We start from the raw sequence: 17556 nt of genomic DNA on the forward strand, positions 1-17556 counted from the left end.
AAGGAGGCTTTTTTATGTTTAAAAACAATTTAGCAAAAGAAAATTTGGCAGTTATGTATTTAAGATTATCAAAAGAAGATGGCGAAAAAACAGAAAGTAACTCTATATCCAATCAAAGAGAAATTATAAACTCTTATGCAAGAAAAAATCAAATTACAATTGTCAAAGAGTATGTGGATGATGGGTATTCAGGTGCAAATTTTGATCGTCCCAATTTTAAAGAAATGATAAAGGCTGCCTATGATAGAAAGTTCAATACAATTATTGTAAAGGACTTATCAAGATTCGGAAGAGATTATATAGAAGCTGGAAAATATATTCAAAGAATATTTCCGGAAAACGGTATAAGATTTATATCAGTAAATGACAATTACGATAGTAAAAGTGCAGATATAAACGATACACATCTTATACTTCCTATAAAAAACTTCATCAATGATAGTTATTGCCGAGATATTTCCAATAAGGTAAAAAGCTCTCAAAAGATAAAAAGAGAAAAAGGAGACTTTATCAGTGCTTTTGCACCTTATGGATATAAAAAGTCTGAGGAGAATAAGAACAAGTTAGTGATTGATAAAGAGATATCGGATATTGTCAAAAATATATTTGATATGAAACTCTTGGGATATTCCTCAAAGGCAATTGCAGATGAACTAAATCATTTAGGAGTTTTAACTCCAAGAAAATATAAAGAAAGTCAAGGATTTAAGTGCAATGGATTTCAAAATACAAAAGGTGGAAATTGGTCAGCAAAGACAGTAAATAGAATTATAGAAAATGAAGTATATATTGGAAATACCTTACAGGGGAAGAGTGTTACTTTAAGTTATAAAAATAAAAAGCAGATAGAAAAAGAGAAAGAAGAATGGATAAGAGTAGAAAATACCCATGAATCAATTATAAGTAAAGAAGTTTTTACTATTGCAAATACTATGTTAAAAAGAGATTTGAATAATTCTCGTGGAAAGGACAAAATTGATATTTTTACAGGAATGCTTTTTTGTAAAGAATGTGGAAGTTCTTTGATTAGAAGGACTGTAAAGTATAAAAAAAGAGAAGAGATATTCTATATCTGTTCAAAGTACAACAAGGAAAAATCTTGCACAAGACACAGCATAAAAGAAGAAACCTTGATAAAAGCAGTATCTAAAATAATGAAGTCCTACATTGAATTTAATGAAAATCTATATTCTAAAGTTCAGCGTATAGATATAAATAAAAATTTGAAAGACAATCAAATTCCTATACTAAAACGAGAAAAAGCGATGACAGAAGAACTCTTATCTTCTCTATACCTTGACCTAAAAGAGGATGTTATTAGTAAAGAAGAATATCAACTTTTTAGAAAAAACTATACAGAGAAATTGACTAAATTAGATGAAAGTATCGAGTATAGATTAAAAAAACAGGAAGATACTAAGGAGAAGATTGACAAAAATAAGAGTTGGATCATCGACATTAACAAGTATAAAAATTTATCGGAAATAGATAGATTGTCTGTTGTGATGCTCATTGATAAAATTTTTATTTCTGAAGATAAGACGATAGATGTTAGGTTTAATCATACTGAAGAATTGTCTTTACTTGAAGAAATGACAAAAATGGATAAGTCTGACATTAAAGCTAACACTATAAAAAAGAAAAGTATCGATAAAACCAGGAAGTCAAAAACTATACCCACTGTTATGAATAAAAGTCTTGTAAGTGCTGAAAGTGAGGTATGCTATGGCTAGAACAAAAAATAGGCATATATCACAATCAGAAACAGAAGTTGTAAAAGTGATTGAAAAAATATACATTGCCGGTATTTATGCTAGATTATCACAGGAAAGAAAGGAAGCTTACAGGGATAAAAGTAATTCACTAGAAATGCAGGAAGAACTTTGTATAAATGCTGCAAACGAAAAAGATATAAAGATTTTAAGAGTATACAAGGACTATGAGTATTCTGGAACAAATTTTAAAAGACCTGCATTTATTGAAATGATGGAAGATATTCGAACAGGCAGGATAAATTGTATCATAGTAAAAGATATGTCAAGGTTTGGTAGAGAGTATTTAGAAATCGCAAACTATATCGAAAAAGTATTTCCATTTTTGGGAGTTCGATTTATTTCCGTAAATGATAATCTTGATACTAAAGACGGTATAAAATCAGATCAGAGTTATGAAATAGCAATAAAAAATATCTTCAATGATTTATACGCAAAAGATATTTCAAAGAAAATAAAAGCATCTAAAGAAATAAAAATGAAACAAGGGTCTTTTATAGGAGCGATGGCTCCGTATGGCTATAAGGTTGATAAAATTGATGGAAAAAGAGTTCTGGTGATGGACGAAAAGGCAGCAGATGTAGTAAGACTTATCTTTTATATGGCAAGTCAAGGTAAATCCAATATGCAAATAGCAAGAGAATTGACTAAAACATATACGACACCTGATGAATATAAAAGAACAGGTAAAATTTTTAAGGATAAAGAAGATACAAAACAATGGGATATTTCTTATATATCAAAAATGCTTTCTGATGAAGTATATATTGGGAATTTGATTCAAAGAGTATACTCAAATAGACATGATCCAAGTAGGAAAAGTAAGTTTCGTGATAAAGAAGAGTGGATTATAACAGAGAACACCCACGAAGGTTTAATAGACAAAACTACATTTGAAAATATCAGAGAGATAAAGGAGAAAAAACAAAACTATCTACCTTACCATTCACTGAAAAACATAATAAAAGACGGAAAAGAAAATGTTGGAGTAAAAATTCAAAGAGATCATAAAAAAGAAGGAAAGTATGACGACCTCATACAGTGCAGTGTTTGTGGCAGATATTTGAAAAAACAATATGGACCACGAGGACTGAAATATCATGATGAGATTTGCTATTGTTATTATTGTAAAGGTGGAGATAGATTAAACTTAGAAAAATCTCATGTAAGAATATACGAAACAGACCTAGATAAAATTTTAGTAGATACCTTAAAAAGACTGGTTTCAAGCTTTTATAAAAAGGATAAAAGATTACGACTAAAAATATATTTAGAAAATATAAGTACTGAAAAGATAAATCAAGTTTCTCTAAAAACAGATGTAAATAATAAAAAGATTGCTTCTCTTAGGATCAATCTACAAGAACAATATGAAAACTATGTTAAAGGAGAGGTTCTTTTAAGTGATTTTAAAATAGAAAGTAAAAAAATAAATAATGGAAGATTGTATAATTAACTTAGCCACCAAATAAAAAAATCATGTGTACATATGGTATAGTATTAGTAACAAACAAAAAAACAACTATACGGAGGTACACATGACTCATATAAATTATACCATAGAATTTACAGAACGCAAGAAAAATTCACATCTATCACTACATGAAATGTCATTAATACAGGCATGGAAAATAGATGGACATAGCAACAGAGAGATAGCAAGAAGGCTAAATAGAGCCCCGCAGACAATAAACAACGCAATAAAGAAAGGCACAGTAAAGCAAAAGAGAATAATAAAAAGTAATAACAAAACATATACTTACTACGATGAAAAATACTTTGCCTTAACTAATTATGAGGTATATATAAACAATAGATCTTCTTGCGGAAGAAGACCAAAATATATAGATATAGTCGAATTTCTTAAATGGGCAGACAATAAAATGTTAAAAGATAAATGGTCTCCAGATGTATGTGTTGGATACGCAAAAGCAAATAGACTCTTTCCATCATCAGAAATACCATCAACAAAAAGCCTCTACAACTGGATAAATAAGTCACTAATGAAAACAAAAAATATAGATCTACTAGAAAAAGTAAAGAGAAAAAACAAAAATAGCACAAGAAGAACAAGACAAAACAAGAAAAAGCTTGGCATATCCATAGAAGAAAGACCAGATAAAATACAAACAAGAGAAGAATTCGGCCACTGGGAAATAGATACAGTTATAGGTAAAAAGAAAAAGACAGATCCAGTACTACTTACATTAGTAGAAAGAAAAACAAGATATGAAAAGCTGATAAAAATACATGGAAAAACACCCGATGCAGTAGACATTGGACTTAAATTCTTAAAAGATAATGCGCAGTTAAACAAAGAAATATTTAAAAGTATAACATCAGATAATGGTTCAGAATTTTCAAGCTTATCAGAATTAGCAGAATATGTAGATATATATTTTTGTCATCCATATACATCATGGGAAAGAGGAACTAGTGAATGTCAACATAAATTAATACGAAGATTTATACAAAAAGGCACATCAATAGAAGAAGTATCAAAAGAAAAAATATACAGAATAAACGAGTGGATGAATAATTTGCCAAGAAAAATCTTTAATTACAAAACTGCAAAAGAAGAGTTCATAAAGGAAATAAAACAGCTTAAAAGTATCTAGTTTAATAAAAATAAATACTTTTAAGCTATACTATACATTTAGTCTATATGATGTCTGGGTGGCTAACTTATTGTTGCAATTTATAAAAAATAAATAATCAAATAAAAACCTTAAAAAATGAATTAAAAGTTTTTGCTGAAAGAATAAGAAATATAAAAAAGAAAAAAAGAGAAATTATAGAATTTATAGATGTACTATTTTGCTGCTTGGATGCTAAAAGCATAGAAGTTGATAAAGAATTGGTCGATACATTAATTAGTCATATAGAAATATCAGAGTATAAGCAGGTTACCATATATTTTAAGTTTAAACTTGATAAAGATGTGGGAAAGCAGTTGGAGGTAGAGCATGAATAAGATAGCTATATATTTAAGACTTTCTGAAGAAGATTATCACAAAGTGGATGAAAGTGAAAGTATAGCAAATCAAAGAGATTATATAAAAAGCTACATTGAAAATGAAGCCTCTTTAAAAAGTTGTGAAATAGAAGAATATGTAGATGATGGATATTCTGCTACTAATACAAATAGACCTTCCTTTTTAAGGCTTATTGAGGATATAAAGAGTGGTAAAGTGGGAACTATAATTGTAAAAGATATGTCTAGGTTTTCAAGAGATTATATTTTGCTTGGGGATTACTTAAGCAATATATTACCATTTCTAAAAATACGATTTATTGCTATCAATGATTGTTATGATTCCATAAACGAAAATGGAAATGGATTAGATATGGATACACAATTTAAGACATTGTATTATGATTTATTCAGTAAGGAATTATCTGAAAAGGTAAGAAGTTCTATTAGGCAAATTAAATCGCAGGGGAAAAATATAAATTGGGCAGCACCTTTTGGATATATTAAAGATCCAAAAGATAAACATAGTATCATCATTGATGAAAAAACAGCTTTTATAGTTAAAGAAGCTTTTGATTTATTGCTAAAAGGATATTCGTGTATTCAAGTGGCTAATATATTTAATGAAAAAGGTTATATTACACGCTCTGAACGAAAAGAAGAACTGAAACTTTCTGATTATACTGGAAATTTAATTACTGGAAGTGAGGTAAAGAAAAGAGTTTGGACAAATGCAGCTATCTCACAGATTACAAGGAACGAACTATATACAGGAGATTATGTATATAATAAATTCAAAGAAACAAAAATAGGTGGAAGAAAAAGAATTTTACTTCCTGAAGAGGAGTGGAAAATACTTCCAAATACCCATGAATCGATTATTTCAAGAGAAGTGTTTGATAAGGTTAAGAAAATAAAAGAAAAACGAAGTTTTGGGGGATATACAGGAAACAAAAATCGTTCTATTTTTTCTGATAAGATTTTTTGTAAAGAATGTGGTAGACATATGAGTTTACGATGTGACAGTAGACAAAAGAAGAATTCAGATAAAATATACAAGTATAAAAGTTATTATTGTAATTTATGTAAAGCTGAGAAAACACCAAACAATATCAAAGAGAAAGATATTATTGAACTTATAAAACCAAAATTAAAAGATTTTAAGATTCAAAATACATTAAATGAAGAGAAAGTTATAGAACACAAAAATGTAAAAGAAGAGATTCTAAAGGAAATATCCATATTAAACAGCAATTTACAAATCATCTATGAAAACTATAAAAAGAAAAATATTTCAAAAGAGGAGTATCTAAAGGAAAAAACTTTTATCCAAGATAAAAAGATATTATTAGAGAGTAAATTGGAAGAATTGAAGTCAGAGAAGATTGATCCAAGGAAAGAAACGGATATTACAGTCTTAGACGAAGAAAGTTTATTGAAGGCTTATTTAGACAATAAAATTGATAAGATAATTGTATCAAGAAGTGGAGAAATAGAAATTGTAGAAATATAGATGGATAGTATTAAAAGTAACTCATAATCTCGCCAACTTTAATTTTAATACGCCAAAATGTAAATAATGGCGAGAAAATTTGCGGAAATAAATAGTACTGTTTACTATGAGTTGATAGGGTAAATATTTAGGAACAAACAAAAAAATGATATAATTATAGTTAAAATGAGATATTGTGAGGTGATTTTTGTGTCTAAAATAAATGTGGAAGGATCAGAAATTAGCATTATTGCCATAGATAATAGAGATTATATTTCTTTAACCGACATGGTTAGAAATGTTGAAAATGGTGTGGCACTGATAGAAAAATGGCTAAGGAATAAAAATACAATTGAATTTTTAGGAATATGGGAAGAAATGTATAATGCGAATTTTAATTCCACCGAATTCGAGGGAATTAAAAATGAAGCAGGTTTTAATCGTTTTATTTTATCGGTTAAACAATGGGTCAATAAGACGAATTCTATCGGAATTATTGCCAAAGCAGGAAGATATGGTGGAACATATGCACATAAAGACATAGCTTTTGAATTTGCGTCGTGGGTATCACCTTATTTTAAGCTCTATCTTATTAAAGAGTTTGAGCGCTTAAAAGAAGAAGAACAAAAACAATTAGGTTGGGATATCAAGAGGAATTTAGCTAAGATAAATTACAAAATTCATACAGATGCAATTAAGAATAATCTTGTCCCTGAAAAATTATCAAAGGAAAGAATAAACTATATCTATGCTAGTGAAGCAGATATATTAAATGTAGCTTTGTTTGGAATGACAGCAAAAGAATGGCGTGAAAATAATCCTGAGTTAAAAGGAAATATGAGAGACTATGCTGATATATCACAATTAGTGTGTTTATCAAATCTTGAGAACTTAAATGCTGTTTTTATAAATGAGGGAATGGATGCAACTGAAAGGATAGAAAAATTAAATGCAATTGCTATTGAACAAATGAGGATTCTAACAGAAAGTGAACGTATAAAAAAGTTAAAATAAAAGTTTTGTATATAAATTAGGCGATAGAAATATCGTCTAATTTTATGTAACAATTGCTTGACATTGTAGGGTAAATCAACATTTGCAAGACTATTAACAAAAGAGCTTGACGGATACAAAGGCGAAGTTACAGTCTACGGACAAGACTTAAACGAAATATCAGAAAAGTCCTTGTTTGAAAGCGTTGCAGTAGTGCCACAAGAAGCCATGATATTTAAAGATAGCTTATTTAACAATATCACAATGTATGACAGCTCTATAAAAGAAGAGAGCGAAGAATATAAAGAGATAATTAAGAAATTAAATCTCGAAGGCTTAGCAAAGAAAGAAAAAGAGGGTACACTTGATGTACTTCAAGCCTCTGGCGGAGAAAAAGAAAGAATATCCATAGCCAGAGCTATGATTAGAAAACCAAAGATACTTATACTGGACGAGCCAACAACAGGACTTGACCCAGACAATGCAAGAGAAGTCAAGAAGATAATCACAAACTTAGACGGCGTCTTAAGACTTGTCATAACACACGATTACGACGAAGAATATCTAAAGAAGTTCGATGGCGTAATATTTATGAATGAAGTTTGTGCTTAATAAATTGATTATAGGTGGAGAGAAATCTTCACCTATTTTATTGAATAAAACATTATTAAGTAGTATAATTAATATGTAAATAAAATTTTACAAATTTCACAGGAGGTATTACGATGAGGGTAATTTTACATGATGTAAGAAAATAATATAATTATATCATGAGGTGAAACAATTGAAAAAATATAATGTGAAAAATTACTTGAGTTTATACTTTAAAAGCTTCAAGTATCTTTGGCGTGCGTCTAAAAGCAATGTCTTCGTACTGCTTTTAGTGATTCCTTTACAAGCTTTGCTGCCATCGATAACTTTGTATATTGCAAATTATTTGATTGACAATGTCTACAGTTTAAGTAATAAAATTTTATACATCGTTCTTGCTGCATGGGGACTTAGTTTTCTTTTGAATAACGTTTTTGCTCCACTAGTAACATTGGTACAAGGCAAGCTAACAGATGATTTAACATTCAAGCTTAACTATGACATAATGAAAAAGTCAGAAGAGATAGAGACCATTGATTATTATGAAGATCATAATTTTTATAATGACATTGAAATTCTAAGCTCTGAATCGAGTTGGAGACCTGTAAATTTATTGGTTTTTGGAACGAGTATCATTTCTAATGCGATACTCTTTGTATCAATGTTATTTATATTCGCTAGCTTTCACGCGCTCATAGCTTTGGCTATGCTATTTGTATTAGTGCCACAAGCCATCATAGCATATTCATTACAAGCACAAGCCTTTGAAACGCTAGTTTCTAACAGTGAAGAGTCAAGAAAGCTAGAGTACTATAGTCAAACTTTGCTATCTTCAAAATCTATAAAAGAGGTTAGACTTTATAATCTATATAAATTTTTTATGGATAAATATACAGCTTCTTTTAATAAGATTAAGATGGGCGTTAACAAGGAAAGAAAGAAAAAATTTAGAAATTCTCTTTTCTTTTTGATAGTAACAGCTTTGATTAGCGTTGGAACATTTATCTATATAATCTACTCGATTAGAAAAGGTAGCCTTGGGCTTGGAGCCATAATGCTTTTTGCATCAAGTGTAGTTTATGCGATGAACAGTATGTCAAGGTTGATTGAAGATTCGTCACTTCTTTATGACACTTTGTTATATATGGAGAAGTTTTTTAAGTTTAATGAAATAAAAACTGATGTTGAGTGTGGCAATCTTGAAATGCCAGACGATATAGATAGCATTGAGTTTAAAAATATTAGCTTTACTTATCCCAATGGCGATAAAAAAGCACTTAATAACATTAGTTTTAGTATAAATAAAGGTGAAAAAATTGCCATAGTTGGTGAGAATGGTGCCGGTAAAACTACTTTGGTAAAATTATTATCAAGATTTTATAAACTTGATGATGGCGATATCTTAATCAATGGAGTGCCTATAAGTAATTATAGTTATGAAGCGTATAGAGAGAAGATAGCAGCCATATTTCAAGATTTTGCGAAATTTGATCTAAGTATAAGAGAAAATATTGTGATATCTGATCTAAATAAAAAAGAAAGTGATGATGAGATTGAGCTTGCTCTTAAGAAAAGTGGCTTTGATAAAGATTTTACAGCTAATTTAGATAGGGTGCTTGGACAAAGGTTTGAGGACAGCACAGACATATCTGGTGGACAGTGGCAAAGACTTGCTTTAGCAAGAGCTTTTTATTCAGGGGTGCCCATACTTATCTTAGATGAGCCGACATCTGCACTTGATGCAAGAATCGAGTACGAGATATTTCAAAAGTTTTTAGAGCTAACAGAAGGGAAAACTGTATTTTTTATTACACATAGACTAGCAAGTGTGAGACAAGCGGATAGAATACTTGTTTTGAAAGATGGACGAGTTGAAGCCTTTGATAACCATGAGACCTTGATGAAGAGTGACGCATATTACAGAGAGCTTTATGAGATGCAGTCATCTTTGTATTATAAAGAGTAATTAATTTAGCCTAAGGAAATATATTTCCTTAGGCTTCAGAGTGAAGACAAACCCAGGAATTTTTTCCTGGGTTTGCTTATTTTTATTAAATTTAGTAAAAAATCAAATTTTTTATGTATTTTTGCAAATAAACGAGTAAATACCTCCTTATTTGGATCCATCCTATACATCATTAGTGCTAGTTTTTTCATATTTAAGCATGCAAAAGTAAGCGCAGCTTTCATATCCATCTTAGCTTTGCCCTTCATGTTTGTATATCTAAAACTATGATACTCTTTTGCGCTTCCAAATTGTCTTTCTATTGTTTCTTTTCTTCTTGCGTATTCTTTCTTGCCTTGATTTGTATATCTATATTCTTCTGTTATGTCAAGGTAGTCTTGCCATATATGTCTTGTTATTACTTTTTGTTTGTTTTTACTATGTGTGCATCTATCTATGTTAGGACAGTTCTTGCAGTCGTTTATATCACTTTTATACTGTCTGTATCCTTCTCTATCTGTAGTTTTGTAATTTAAAAGTTTTCCTTGTGGACATATGTAGCAGTCATAATATTCGTCGTATATGTAGTCTCTTTTGTAGTATGGATTTTCTATTTGTAAGTTTCTCTTTTGTCTTGTATATGGAAATACTGGGAGTATTTTATCGTCTATTAATGTTTTTGCTATGGCTGGTATTTTGTAACCTGCATCCATAACTATCTTTTGGGGTTTCATCTTTTTTAGTTTTTCTTCATAGAATGGTAAAAATGTTGTGCTGTCATGTAAATTTCCTGGAAATGATTTGTATGCTAGTATCCAGCCGTTTTTATCGCATGATGTTTCTACGCAATAGGCGAATACTTCTTTATGTTCTCCTTTGTGAAAGAGGCCGCTTTCTGGATCTGTTGTTGACTGAACTATCGTTTGCCTCTCTTTATCTTCTTTCTCTTTTAAGGGCTTTTTTCCGTTTTCTTCTCTTTCTTGTGCTATTTCTTTGTCTAGCTGTGCTTGATATCTTCTTGCTTTTTTCTCTATTGTTACTTTTTTGTTTTTATGTCTGTTTGCATGTGCTTTAACATGTGTTGAGTCTACGAATTGAATCTTCTCATCCACAAAACCTTGTTCTAGTGCTTGGTTTAATATGTTTTGGAAGATGTTTTCAAATATGTCTGTATCTTTGAATCTTCTTCTATAGTTTTGGCTGAATGTTGTAAAGTGTGGAATCTTGTCGTAGAAGTCATATCCTAAAAACCATCTGTATGCAATGTTTACTTCTATCTCTTTTATTGTTTGCCTTATGCTTCTTATGTTGAATAGGTATTGTATGAATATTATCTTCATTAGCACTACTGGATCTATGCTTGGTCTTCCGTTATCTAATGAGTATTTATCTTCTACTAAATCATAGATAAAGTCAAAGTCTATATACTTATTGATCTTTCTTAGTATGTGTTCTTGTGGAACTAATTCTTCAACTGAAATTATTTGTGCTTGATCTGTTTTTGATTTACTATTTTTATGTAACATTTTATCACCTTCTATGTATTATATATACCCAATAGATGTGTATTTTAAGAGGTTTTCAAGTAAAAAAGTAGGCGTATTTTTATAAAAATACGCCTACTTTGTCAACAGTCTGTAGCCTAAGGAAATATATTTCCTTAGGCTTTTTTATCTTCGCTTTTGTGTTTTTATATTTAAGAAAACTATTTACTCAAAAACACTGCCTTTGTCCTGGGTATAATTTATATGAGTCATGTGTAGCTCCGTGTAGTTGTATTTTTGGTGCTAACTTTATTATACAATCTTCCTATTTTTATTACTATAATAAGATTAAAAACATTATAAAATGTATTGACACTTTTTATTTATAGTTATATAATGTAATCAAAGTTACTATTTATTGAATGGAGGGATTCCTATGAAATGGACTATTTTTAAAATTGAAGATTATAAATATAATTCTATATTACTTTTAAACACATTTAATGAGGCATTAATCGAACTTAGTGAAGAAGAAAAAGAAGATGTTGAAGAAAGTATTAAAAATAACACATCAAATGAAAATTTAAAAGTTTTAGTTAATGAAGGTTTTTTAGTAGATGACAATTTAGATGAAAAAGAGATATTTATTGATAATTTAAAAACTGAGATTAATAACGATTATAATTTTATTTTACATATTTTACCGACTACCGCATGTAATTTTAAATGTTCATATTGTTATCAAGATGGGATTGAAAGGCAACACTTTTTATCAGTAAATGACATAAAGATAATAGGTGAAGAAATAAATTTATACTTAAAGAAATATGTAAACATACGCAATTTAAAATTAATCATTCACGGCGGAGAGCCTACTATGAATTGGAAAATTGTTCCATTTATGATGAATTATTTACAACATATATGTAATAATAACAATGTAAAATTAATGACGTCTATTGTCAGCAATGGCTACGAGTTAACTTCAGAGAAAATAGAGTTTTTAAAATTCTTTGATTGGTACAGGTTTCAGGTAACATTGGACGGCATAAAAGAAGTACATGATTCAAGGCGAATGTTAAAAAATGGCGCTGGAACTTTTGATAGGATAATACAAAACATAGAGTATATTATGAAAAATGATATATTGGATAAAATTGATTTAAGAATTAATTATGATAAATCTAATTACGATCAAGTTCCTTTGTTTTTGAAATATTTATCAAATAAAGATTACAGAAAAAAATTAAATATTTCTTTAGGCTATATAACACAAACGGTTAATAGCAATGCTCACGAATACATGAAAAAAGAGCAATTCAATACAAAAGAACAGATTAATTGTCATTATGAATTGTATTCAATTGCGACGTCGCTTGGTTTAAATGTAAGTGATAAATTTGTTTATGGTTCGCTTTGCACAAGCAAGTTGAAACATAGTTATATTATATCGCCTGATGGATTTTTGCACAAGTGCCTGAGCATGGTAGGCAGGGACAAAGGAATTGTTGATAATTGGAGAAATAATAAAAATTGTTTTAATAATTATAGTATGCTTAAATATAAATTATATGATAAATGTTTTGAAAAAAATTGTCCACTTATACCTTATTGTCATACAGATTGTAGATTTGATAGTTTAATTAAATATAATGACGTTTATAAGGTTTTTTGTAGAAAAGATGAACTTTTGGAATTGAACAAAAGACTCATGAGGAAAAAATATGAAAACGAGTGTAGAAAATCAAAATAAACTTATTAAATATTTATATTACATATTTCAAAGCATAAATATGCTCATATCACTAGTGCTGCCAATATTTATAAAAAGGATAGTCGATGCAGTGAGCGATAAAAATTATGCTTTATTCAAACTTAATGCAATAATATTTGCAATTCTGATATTAGCTTTCATTTGCACACTAGCACTTTCGTATTACTTTATGATTTATTATGAAGAGAAGGAATTAAGATGGCTTAGGAGTAAATTTTATAAGTACCTTGGCTTTGAAAGTTTAAACAATTTAAAGAACAAATCTTTAGGATCTATTATACAGCTTTTCAATTCAGACCTTGAAGGCATCAGAAGCTTTATACTTGAAATACCATACAAGAGAATAGTTAAAGCGATATATTTAGTTTTAATTATAATACTTATGCTTAGAGAAAATATTTATCTGAGCGCATCTATACTTATAATACTACCAATATTTTACTTCATACAAAACAAGATGAGCGAGAAAGAAGCTGTAGTTAACAAGGGTATAGAAGAAGCAAATGAAAAGCTTAATAGTAATATCGAAGAGTTTTATAATTATAATTACACGATAAAAGCCTTTAATTCAAGTGAAGATACAATTATAAAAAATGAAGCGGGTTTGGATAAATATCTCGAAAAAGTTTTTGAAAGACTAAAGATTGATATAGTTTATGACTATTTTATGTCAAATGGCCTTTTAAATATACTTGACCTAATCATATACATCTTCGGTGGCTTTTTAGTTTTTAAAGGCTCAGTCAGCATAGGAACTTTGATCTTATTTAGTCAATACGTATCAAAGCTATGGAATCCAATTGAGTTTTACATGTCATATCCAAGAGAGAAGTCCTTATATGAAATGCACAAAGGAAGGTTAGAGAGCATTCTTAACTTTGAGAGTAAATTTATAGACGAGGATGCAAAAGATTTTGAAAGCCTAGAGCTAAAAGATTTATCCATCGAATACAATGAACTTATTTTAGATAAGATTAATTTAGAGATAAAAAAGGGTGAGAAGATACTGATAAAGGGAAGCAATGGTTCAGGTAAGACAAGCCTTCTAAGAACTATATCAGGCCTTGAGACTGATTATAGTGGAGAAATACTTTTAAATGGCAGCGAGGTAAATAAAGAATCAAATCTATTAAACAAGATGATAAGACTAGTACCAGACAAGGCAGATATATTCTACGGAACTATAGAAGAAAATATCAATATGTTTTCAAATAAAAGTATTGATAAAGATACAAAAATAATTAAAGCCTTAGGGAAAAATAATCTTAGCTTAGATACAGTTCTTGCATCAAGCATGAACAATCTATCTGGTGGAGAGAAGAAACTTATTGAGCTTGAAAGAGCATTTCAAAGCACAGGAGAAGTATTTATCTTTGATGAGCCGCTTAATTATATAGATAAAAATAATTCAGACTTAGTTATAGATTGCATCAAAGATTTTACAAAAGATAAAACAGTAATTTTAGTATCACACAATGAGAGCATAGAAAAAATTGCTGATAAAGTCTATGAGATAAAGAACAAAAAATTGATTAGAATTAAATAGATTAGTTAAGGAGGTGAATGCAATGAAAGTTATTAGACACGGAAACAAGAATGTAAGTATAATTATGAAAGGAGGTTCTACGAGCAAAGATTCTTGTTGTGGCGGCAGAGGTTAAATAATTTAATAAAATATACTATATAATGTATTAAATTAAAAAATTTAATGCATTATATAGTATTTTAGATTAGGCAAATAGTGCATGTCCCTTTAATAAATAAAATTTTAAAGAAGACACATTTTAAAAATTCTGTACCATATTATAAGACTTTATGTCAGACATTTGAAAGACTTATTATTAAAAGTCTCAGGCTGATGACAAAGCAGGCATATTTTAAAAAATATGCCTGTTTTTGTATTAGAAAACCCCCAGTTAGTGATATGTACCCTCTTTACTGGACAAACCAGTAAGGAGGGTATTTTTATGCGATATAGTTATGAATTCAAAAAAGAATGCGTAGAACTATACAAACAAGGAAAGTGGATGGAACCACCAGAAGGAGTTACACAAGAAGCTTTCAGGAAAAAAATTAGGTATTGGGTCAGACTTGTAGACTTTCATGGAGAAGAGATACTAAAACACAAAGAGCAGGATAAAAAGTGGACTGCAGAAGAAAAATTTAAATGGATATCAAAAGTATTAGTAGGAAATTCATATAAGTCTGTAGCTATAGAGGCTGGCATTTCAAGTGGTCAACTTTACAATTGGGTTAATAAATATAAAAAATTTTGGGTATAATTCTCTTGAAATTAAGAAGAGAGGAAGACCATCTAAAATGAATGATAAGGATGAAAACACTAATATAGAGCCAAAGCCACTTAACGAATCCGAACGAGAAGAACTTATTCGTTTAAGAGAAGAAGTCAGATATTTAAAAACAGAGCGAGCAGTCGAAAAAAAATTAGACGCCTTGAGAAGGGAAAAATATGCTGCATATCTCAAGGCGAAAAAGCAGCAGTCATCAGAGAATTAAGAAATGAAGGCCACATACTAAAAGACCTTTTAAGTGCTATGAACCTACCTAAATCAACATACTACTACGAATTAAGTAAAGTTGACCAAGTTGATCTAAGAAACAAAGAAATCAAAGAAAAGATACAAGAAATATTTACCTCAAACAAAGGTAGATACGGAGTAAGAAGAGTGCATCAAGCACTTTTAAGTAAAGGATATATAGTTAACCACAAAAGAGTTCAAAGACTTATGCACAATATGCAGCTTCTAGGTAAGAGACCAAAAGAAAAGTATCATTCATATATGGGTAAAGTTGGTAAAGTAGCTGATAACATCATAAACAGAGACTTCACATCAACAAAGCCATGTGCTAAGTGGACTACAGATGTATCTCAATTTAACTTCTCGTGGGGTAAATGCTACCTATCGCCAATATTAGATATGTACACAAACGAAATCATCTCATACGACTTATCTTTACACCCAAACCTAGAGCAAGTATCAAGAATGCTTAATAGAGCATTTGAAAAGTTTCCATGCGTAGAAGGCTTAATCATGCACTCAGACCAAGGCTGGCAATATCAAAACAGCTACTACATCAAAGAATTAGAAAAACATAAAATAACTCAGTCAATGTCAAGAAAAGGAAACTGCTACGATAACTGCATAATGGAAACATTCTTTGGAAGACTAAAAACAGAGATGTATTATGGATGTGAAAGAGAGTTTAAAACATTTGAAGAGTTTTCAAAAGCAATTGATGAATATATATACTACTATAATAACGAAAGGATTCAGAAGAAAACAAAATGGATGCCACCTACTTTGTATAGGTTAGCATCCATGAATGTAAACTAAATATTAATGTGTCCAGTTTTCTGGGTACACATCAGTTAGACTGGGGGTTCAGTTTAGCTTTAGCGGTGATAAACAAACAAAAAACCTCCCTGTTTGATATAATATAATTGTAATCTGTCAATTGCAATATAAAAATCAAAAAAGGGAGGAATTAAAAATGTCATTGAATGACACACATAGTTTATCACATACAAAATGGAATTGCAAATATTACATAGTGTTTGCTCCTAAATATAGAAGGAAAGAATTTTATGGCGGAAAAAGACTTGAAATAGGACAAATTTTAAGAGAATTGTGTAGTTGGAAAGAAGTAAACATAATAGAGGCAGAAGTTTGCCCGGATCATGTACACATGTTGGTAGAAATACCACCAAAATTAGCTATATCAAGTTTCATGGGATTTTTGAAAGGAAAAAGCAGTATAATGATTTATGAAAAATGGGGCAATTTAAAATATAAATACAGAGGACGTCAATTTTGGTGTCGAGGCTATTATGTAGATACAGCAGGAAAAAATACAAAAATCATACAAGAATATATACAAAATCAATTGAAACAAGACCAGCTTAGTGAACAGCTGACATTTGATACAATAGACCCTTTTAAAGGGTAGCTAGTATAATTTGCAAGTGACAGATTAACCAACGTCCTTGAGGCGCGGCTAGTAATACAGGCCCTTTGGGCCGCATGAGAAAAACCCCCGGCTAGGCCGGAGGATATTTATTATTATCAATTACTTGACATTTTAGGGCAAAACAACTATAGTCGAGGCAATACTTAATTATAATAAGAGATACAAAGGCAAGATATATATTAACGGTGAAGAACTAAAAGACCTTTCATACTCAGACATAGTTTATATACCAGCAGATTACTTGATATCAAAGTTTGGAGTGCTTGAGGACAAAGCTAAGATGTCGTCAGGACAAAGAAAGAAGGCTCAATTTGATCTATCACTGCTAACAGATAAGAGCGTGTATATAATCGACGAGCCAACAAATTTCTTAGACCTTGAGAATAAAGAAGCAATTGCAAGGCTTATATCTGATCTACATGATAAAGGAAAGATAATTATAATGATTACACATGATAAAGACATTATGAATAAATTAAATAATGTAGAGACTATATATTTAGAAAGAAAAGTTGTAGCTTAATAAATTAATTATAGGTGG

14 protein-coding genes and 1 pseudogene are annotated in these 17556 nt (G+C 29.8%); 14 read left to right on the top strand and 1 reads right to left on the bottom strand.

Annotated features, from left to right (window positions below; translation table 11 throughout):
* Positions 1–14: 14 nt before the first annotated feature.
* From BN3004_RS04035 to BN3004_RS04065, 7 genes and pseudogenes are all read left to right on the top strand, one after another.
* The gene (locus BN3004_RS04035) at positions 15–1733 is read left to right on the top strand and encodes a recombinase family protein (RefSeq protein ID WP_058259956.1); all 1719 of its coding nucleotides are present in this window, start codon (positions 15–17) and stop codon (positions 1731–1733) included.
* On the top strand, positions 1726–3228 hold the full coding sequence (locus BN3004_RS04040; protein ID WP_196792479.1) for a recombinase family protein: 1503 nt from the start codon (positions 1726–1728) through the stop codon (positions 3226–3228). Before BN3004_RS04035 ends, BN3004_RS04040 begins: the two co-directional genes overlap by 8 nt.
* 82 nt (positions 3229–3310) lie before the next feature.
* Positions 3311–4390: an IS30 family transposase gene (locus tag BN3004_RS04045; protein ID WP_058259272.1), complete on the top strand. Its 1080-nt coding sequence runs from the start codon at positions 3311–3313 to the stop codon at positions 4388–4390.
* Between the two features lie 348 nt (positions 4391–4738).
* Positions 4739–6259, top strand: a complete 1521-nt coding sequence (locus BN3004_RS04050; protein WP_058259957.1) for a recombinase family protein — start codon at positions 4739–4741, stop codon at positions 6257–6259.
* Between the two features lie 189 nt (positions 6260–6448).
* Positions 6449–7252 (top strand): KilA-N domain-containing protein, encoded by an 804-nt coding sequence (locus BN3004_RS04055; RefSeq protein ID WP_058259958.1) that lies wholly within the window; start codon positions 6449–6451, stop codon positions 7250–7252.
* A gap of 81 nt (positions 7253–7333) precedes the next feature.
* Positions 7334–7843, top strand: a pseudogene (locus tag BN3004_RS04060) (ATP-binding cassette domain-containing protein); the annotation flags it as partial.
* Positions 7844–8015: 172 nt separating this feature from the next.
* On the top strand, positions 8016–9788 hold the full coding sequence (locus tag BN3004_RS04065; protein WP_148344903.1) for an ABC transporter ATP-binding protein: 1773 nt from the start codon (positions 8016–8018) through the stop codon (positions 9786–9788).
* Between the two features lie 35 nt (positions 9789–9823).
* Here the strand turns inward: BN3004_RS04065 and BN3004_RS04070 are convergent, their stop codons facing one another.
* Positions 9824–11293 (bottom strand): IS1182 family transposase, encoded by a 1470-nt coding sequence (locus BN3004_RS04070; RefSeq protein ID WP_058259270.1) that lies wholly within the window; start codon positions 11291–11293, stop codon positions 9824–9826.
* Positions 11294–11687: 394 nt separating this feature from the next.
* Here BN3004_RS04070 and BN3004_RS04075 point away from each other — a divergent pair, with 394 nt between their 5' ends.
* The 7 genes from BN3004_RS04075 (at position 11688) to BN3004_RS08530 (ending at position 17538) form a co-directional block, all read left to right on the top strand.
* A complete protein-coding gene (locus BN3004_RS04075) occupies positions 11688–13004 on the top strand; it encodes a radical SAM protein (RefSeq protein ID WP_058259960.1) in 1317 nt (438 codons plus the stop codon).
* Positions 12976–14571, top strand: a complete 1596-nt coding sequence (locus BN3004_RS04080) for an ATP-binding cassette domain-containing protein (RefSeq protein ID WP_058259961.1) — start codon at positions 12976–12978, stop codon at positions 14569–14571. Before BN3004_RS04075 ends, BN3004_RS04080 begins: the two co-directional genes overlap by 29 nt.
* 421 nt (positions 14572–14992) lie before the next feature.
* On the top strand, positions 14993–15307 hold the full coding sequence (locus BN3004_RS04085) for a helix-turn-helix domain-containing protein (protein WP_242854168.1): 315 nt from the start codon (positions 14993–14995) through the stop codon (positions 15305–15307).
* 37 nt (positions 15308–15344) lie between these two features.
* The gene (locus BN3004_RS08525; RefSeq protein ID WP_242854169.1) at positions 15345–15542 is read left to right on the top strand and encodes a hypothetical protein; all 198 of its coding nucleotides are present in this window, start codon (positions 15345–15347) and stop codon (positions 15540–15542) included.
* A complete protein-coding gene (locus BN3004_RS04090; protein WP_242854170.1) occupies positions 15530–16381 on the top strand; it encodes an IS3 family transposase in 852 nt (283 codons plus the stop codon). Before BN3004_RS08525 ends, BN3004_RS04090 begins: the two co-directional genes overlap by 13 nt.
* Before the next feature lie 157 nt (positions 16382–16538).
* Positions 16539–16994, top strand: a complete 456-nt coding sequence (tnpA, locus tag BN3004_RS04095; protein WP_058259962.1) for an IS200/IS605 family transposase — start codon at positions 16539–16541, stop codon at positions 16992–16994.
* Positions 16995–17256: 262 nt separating this feature from the next.
* Positions 17257–17538 (top strand): ATP-binding cassette domain-containing protein, encoded by a 282-nt coding sequence (locus BN3004_RS08530; RefSeq protein ID WP_058259963.1) that lies wholly within the window; start codon positions 17257–17259, stop codon positions 17536–17538.
* Positions 17539–17556: the final 18 nt, after the last annotated feature.

Origin of the sequence: Fenollaria timonensis, from assembly GCF_001457835.1 — a bacterium.
In the GTDB taxonomy this organism is placed as follows: Bacteria; Bacillota; Clostridia; order Tissierellales; family Peptoniphilaceae; genus Fenollaria; species Fenollaria timonensis.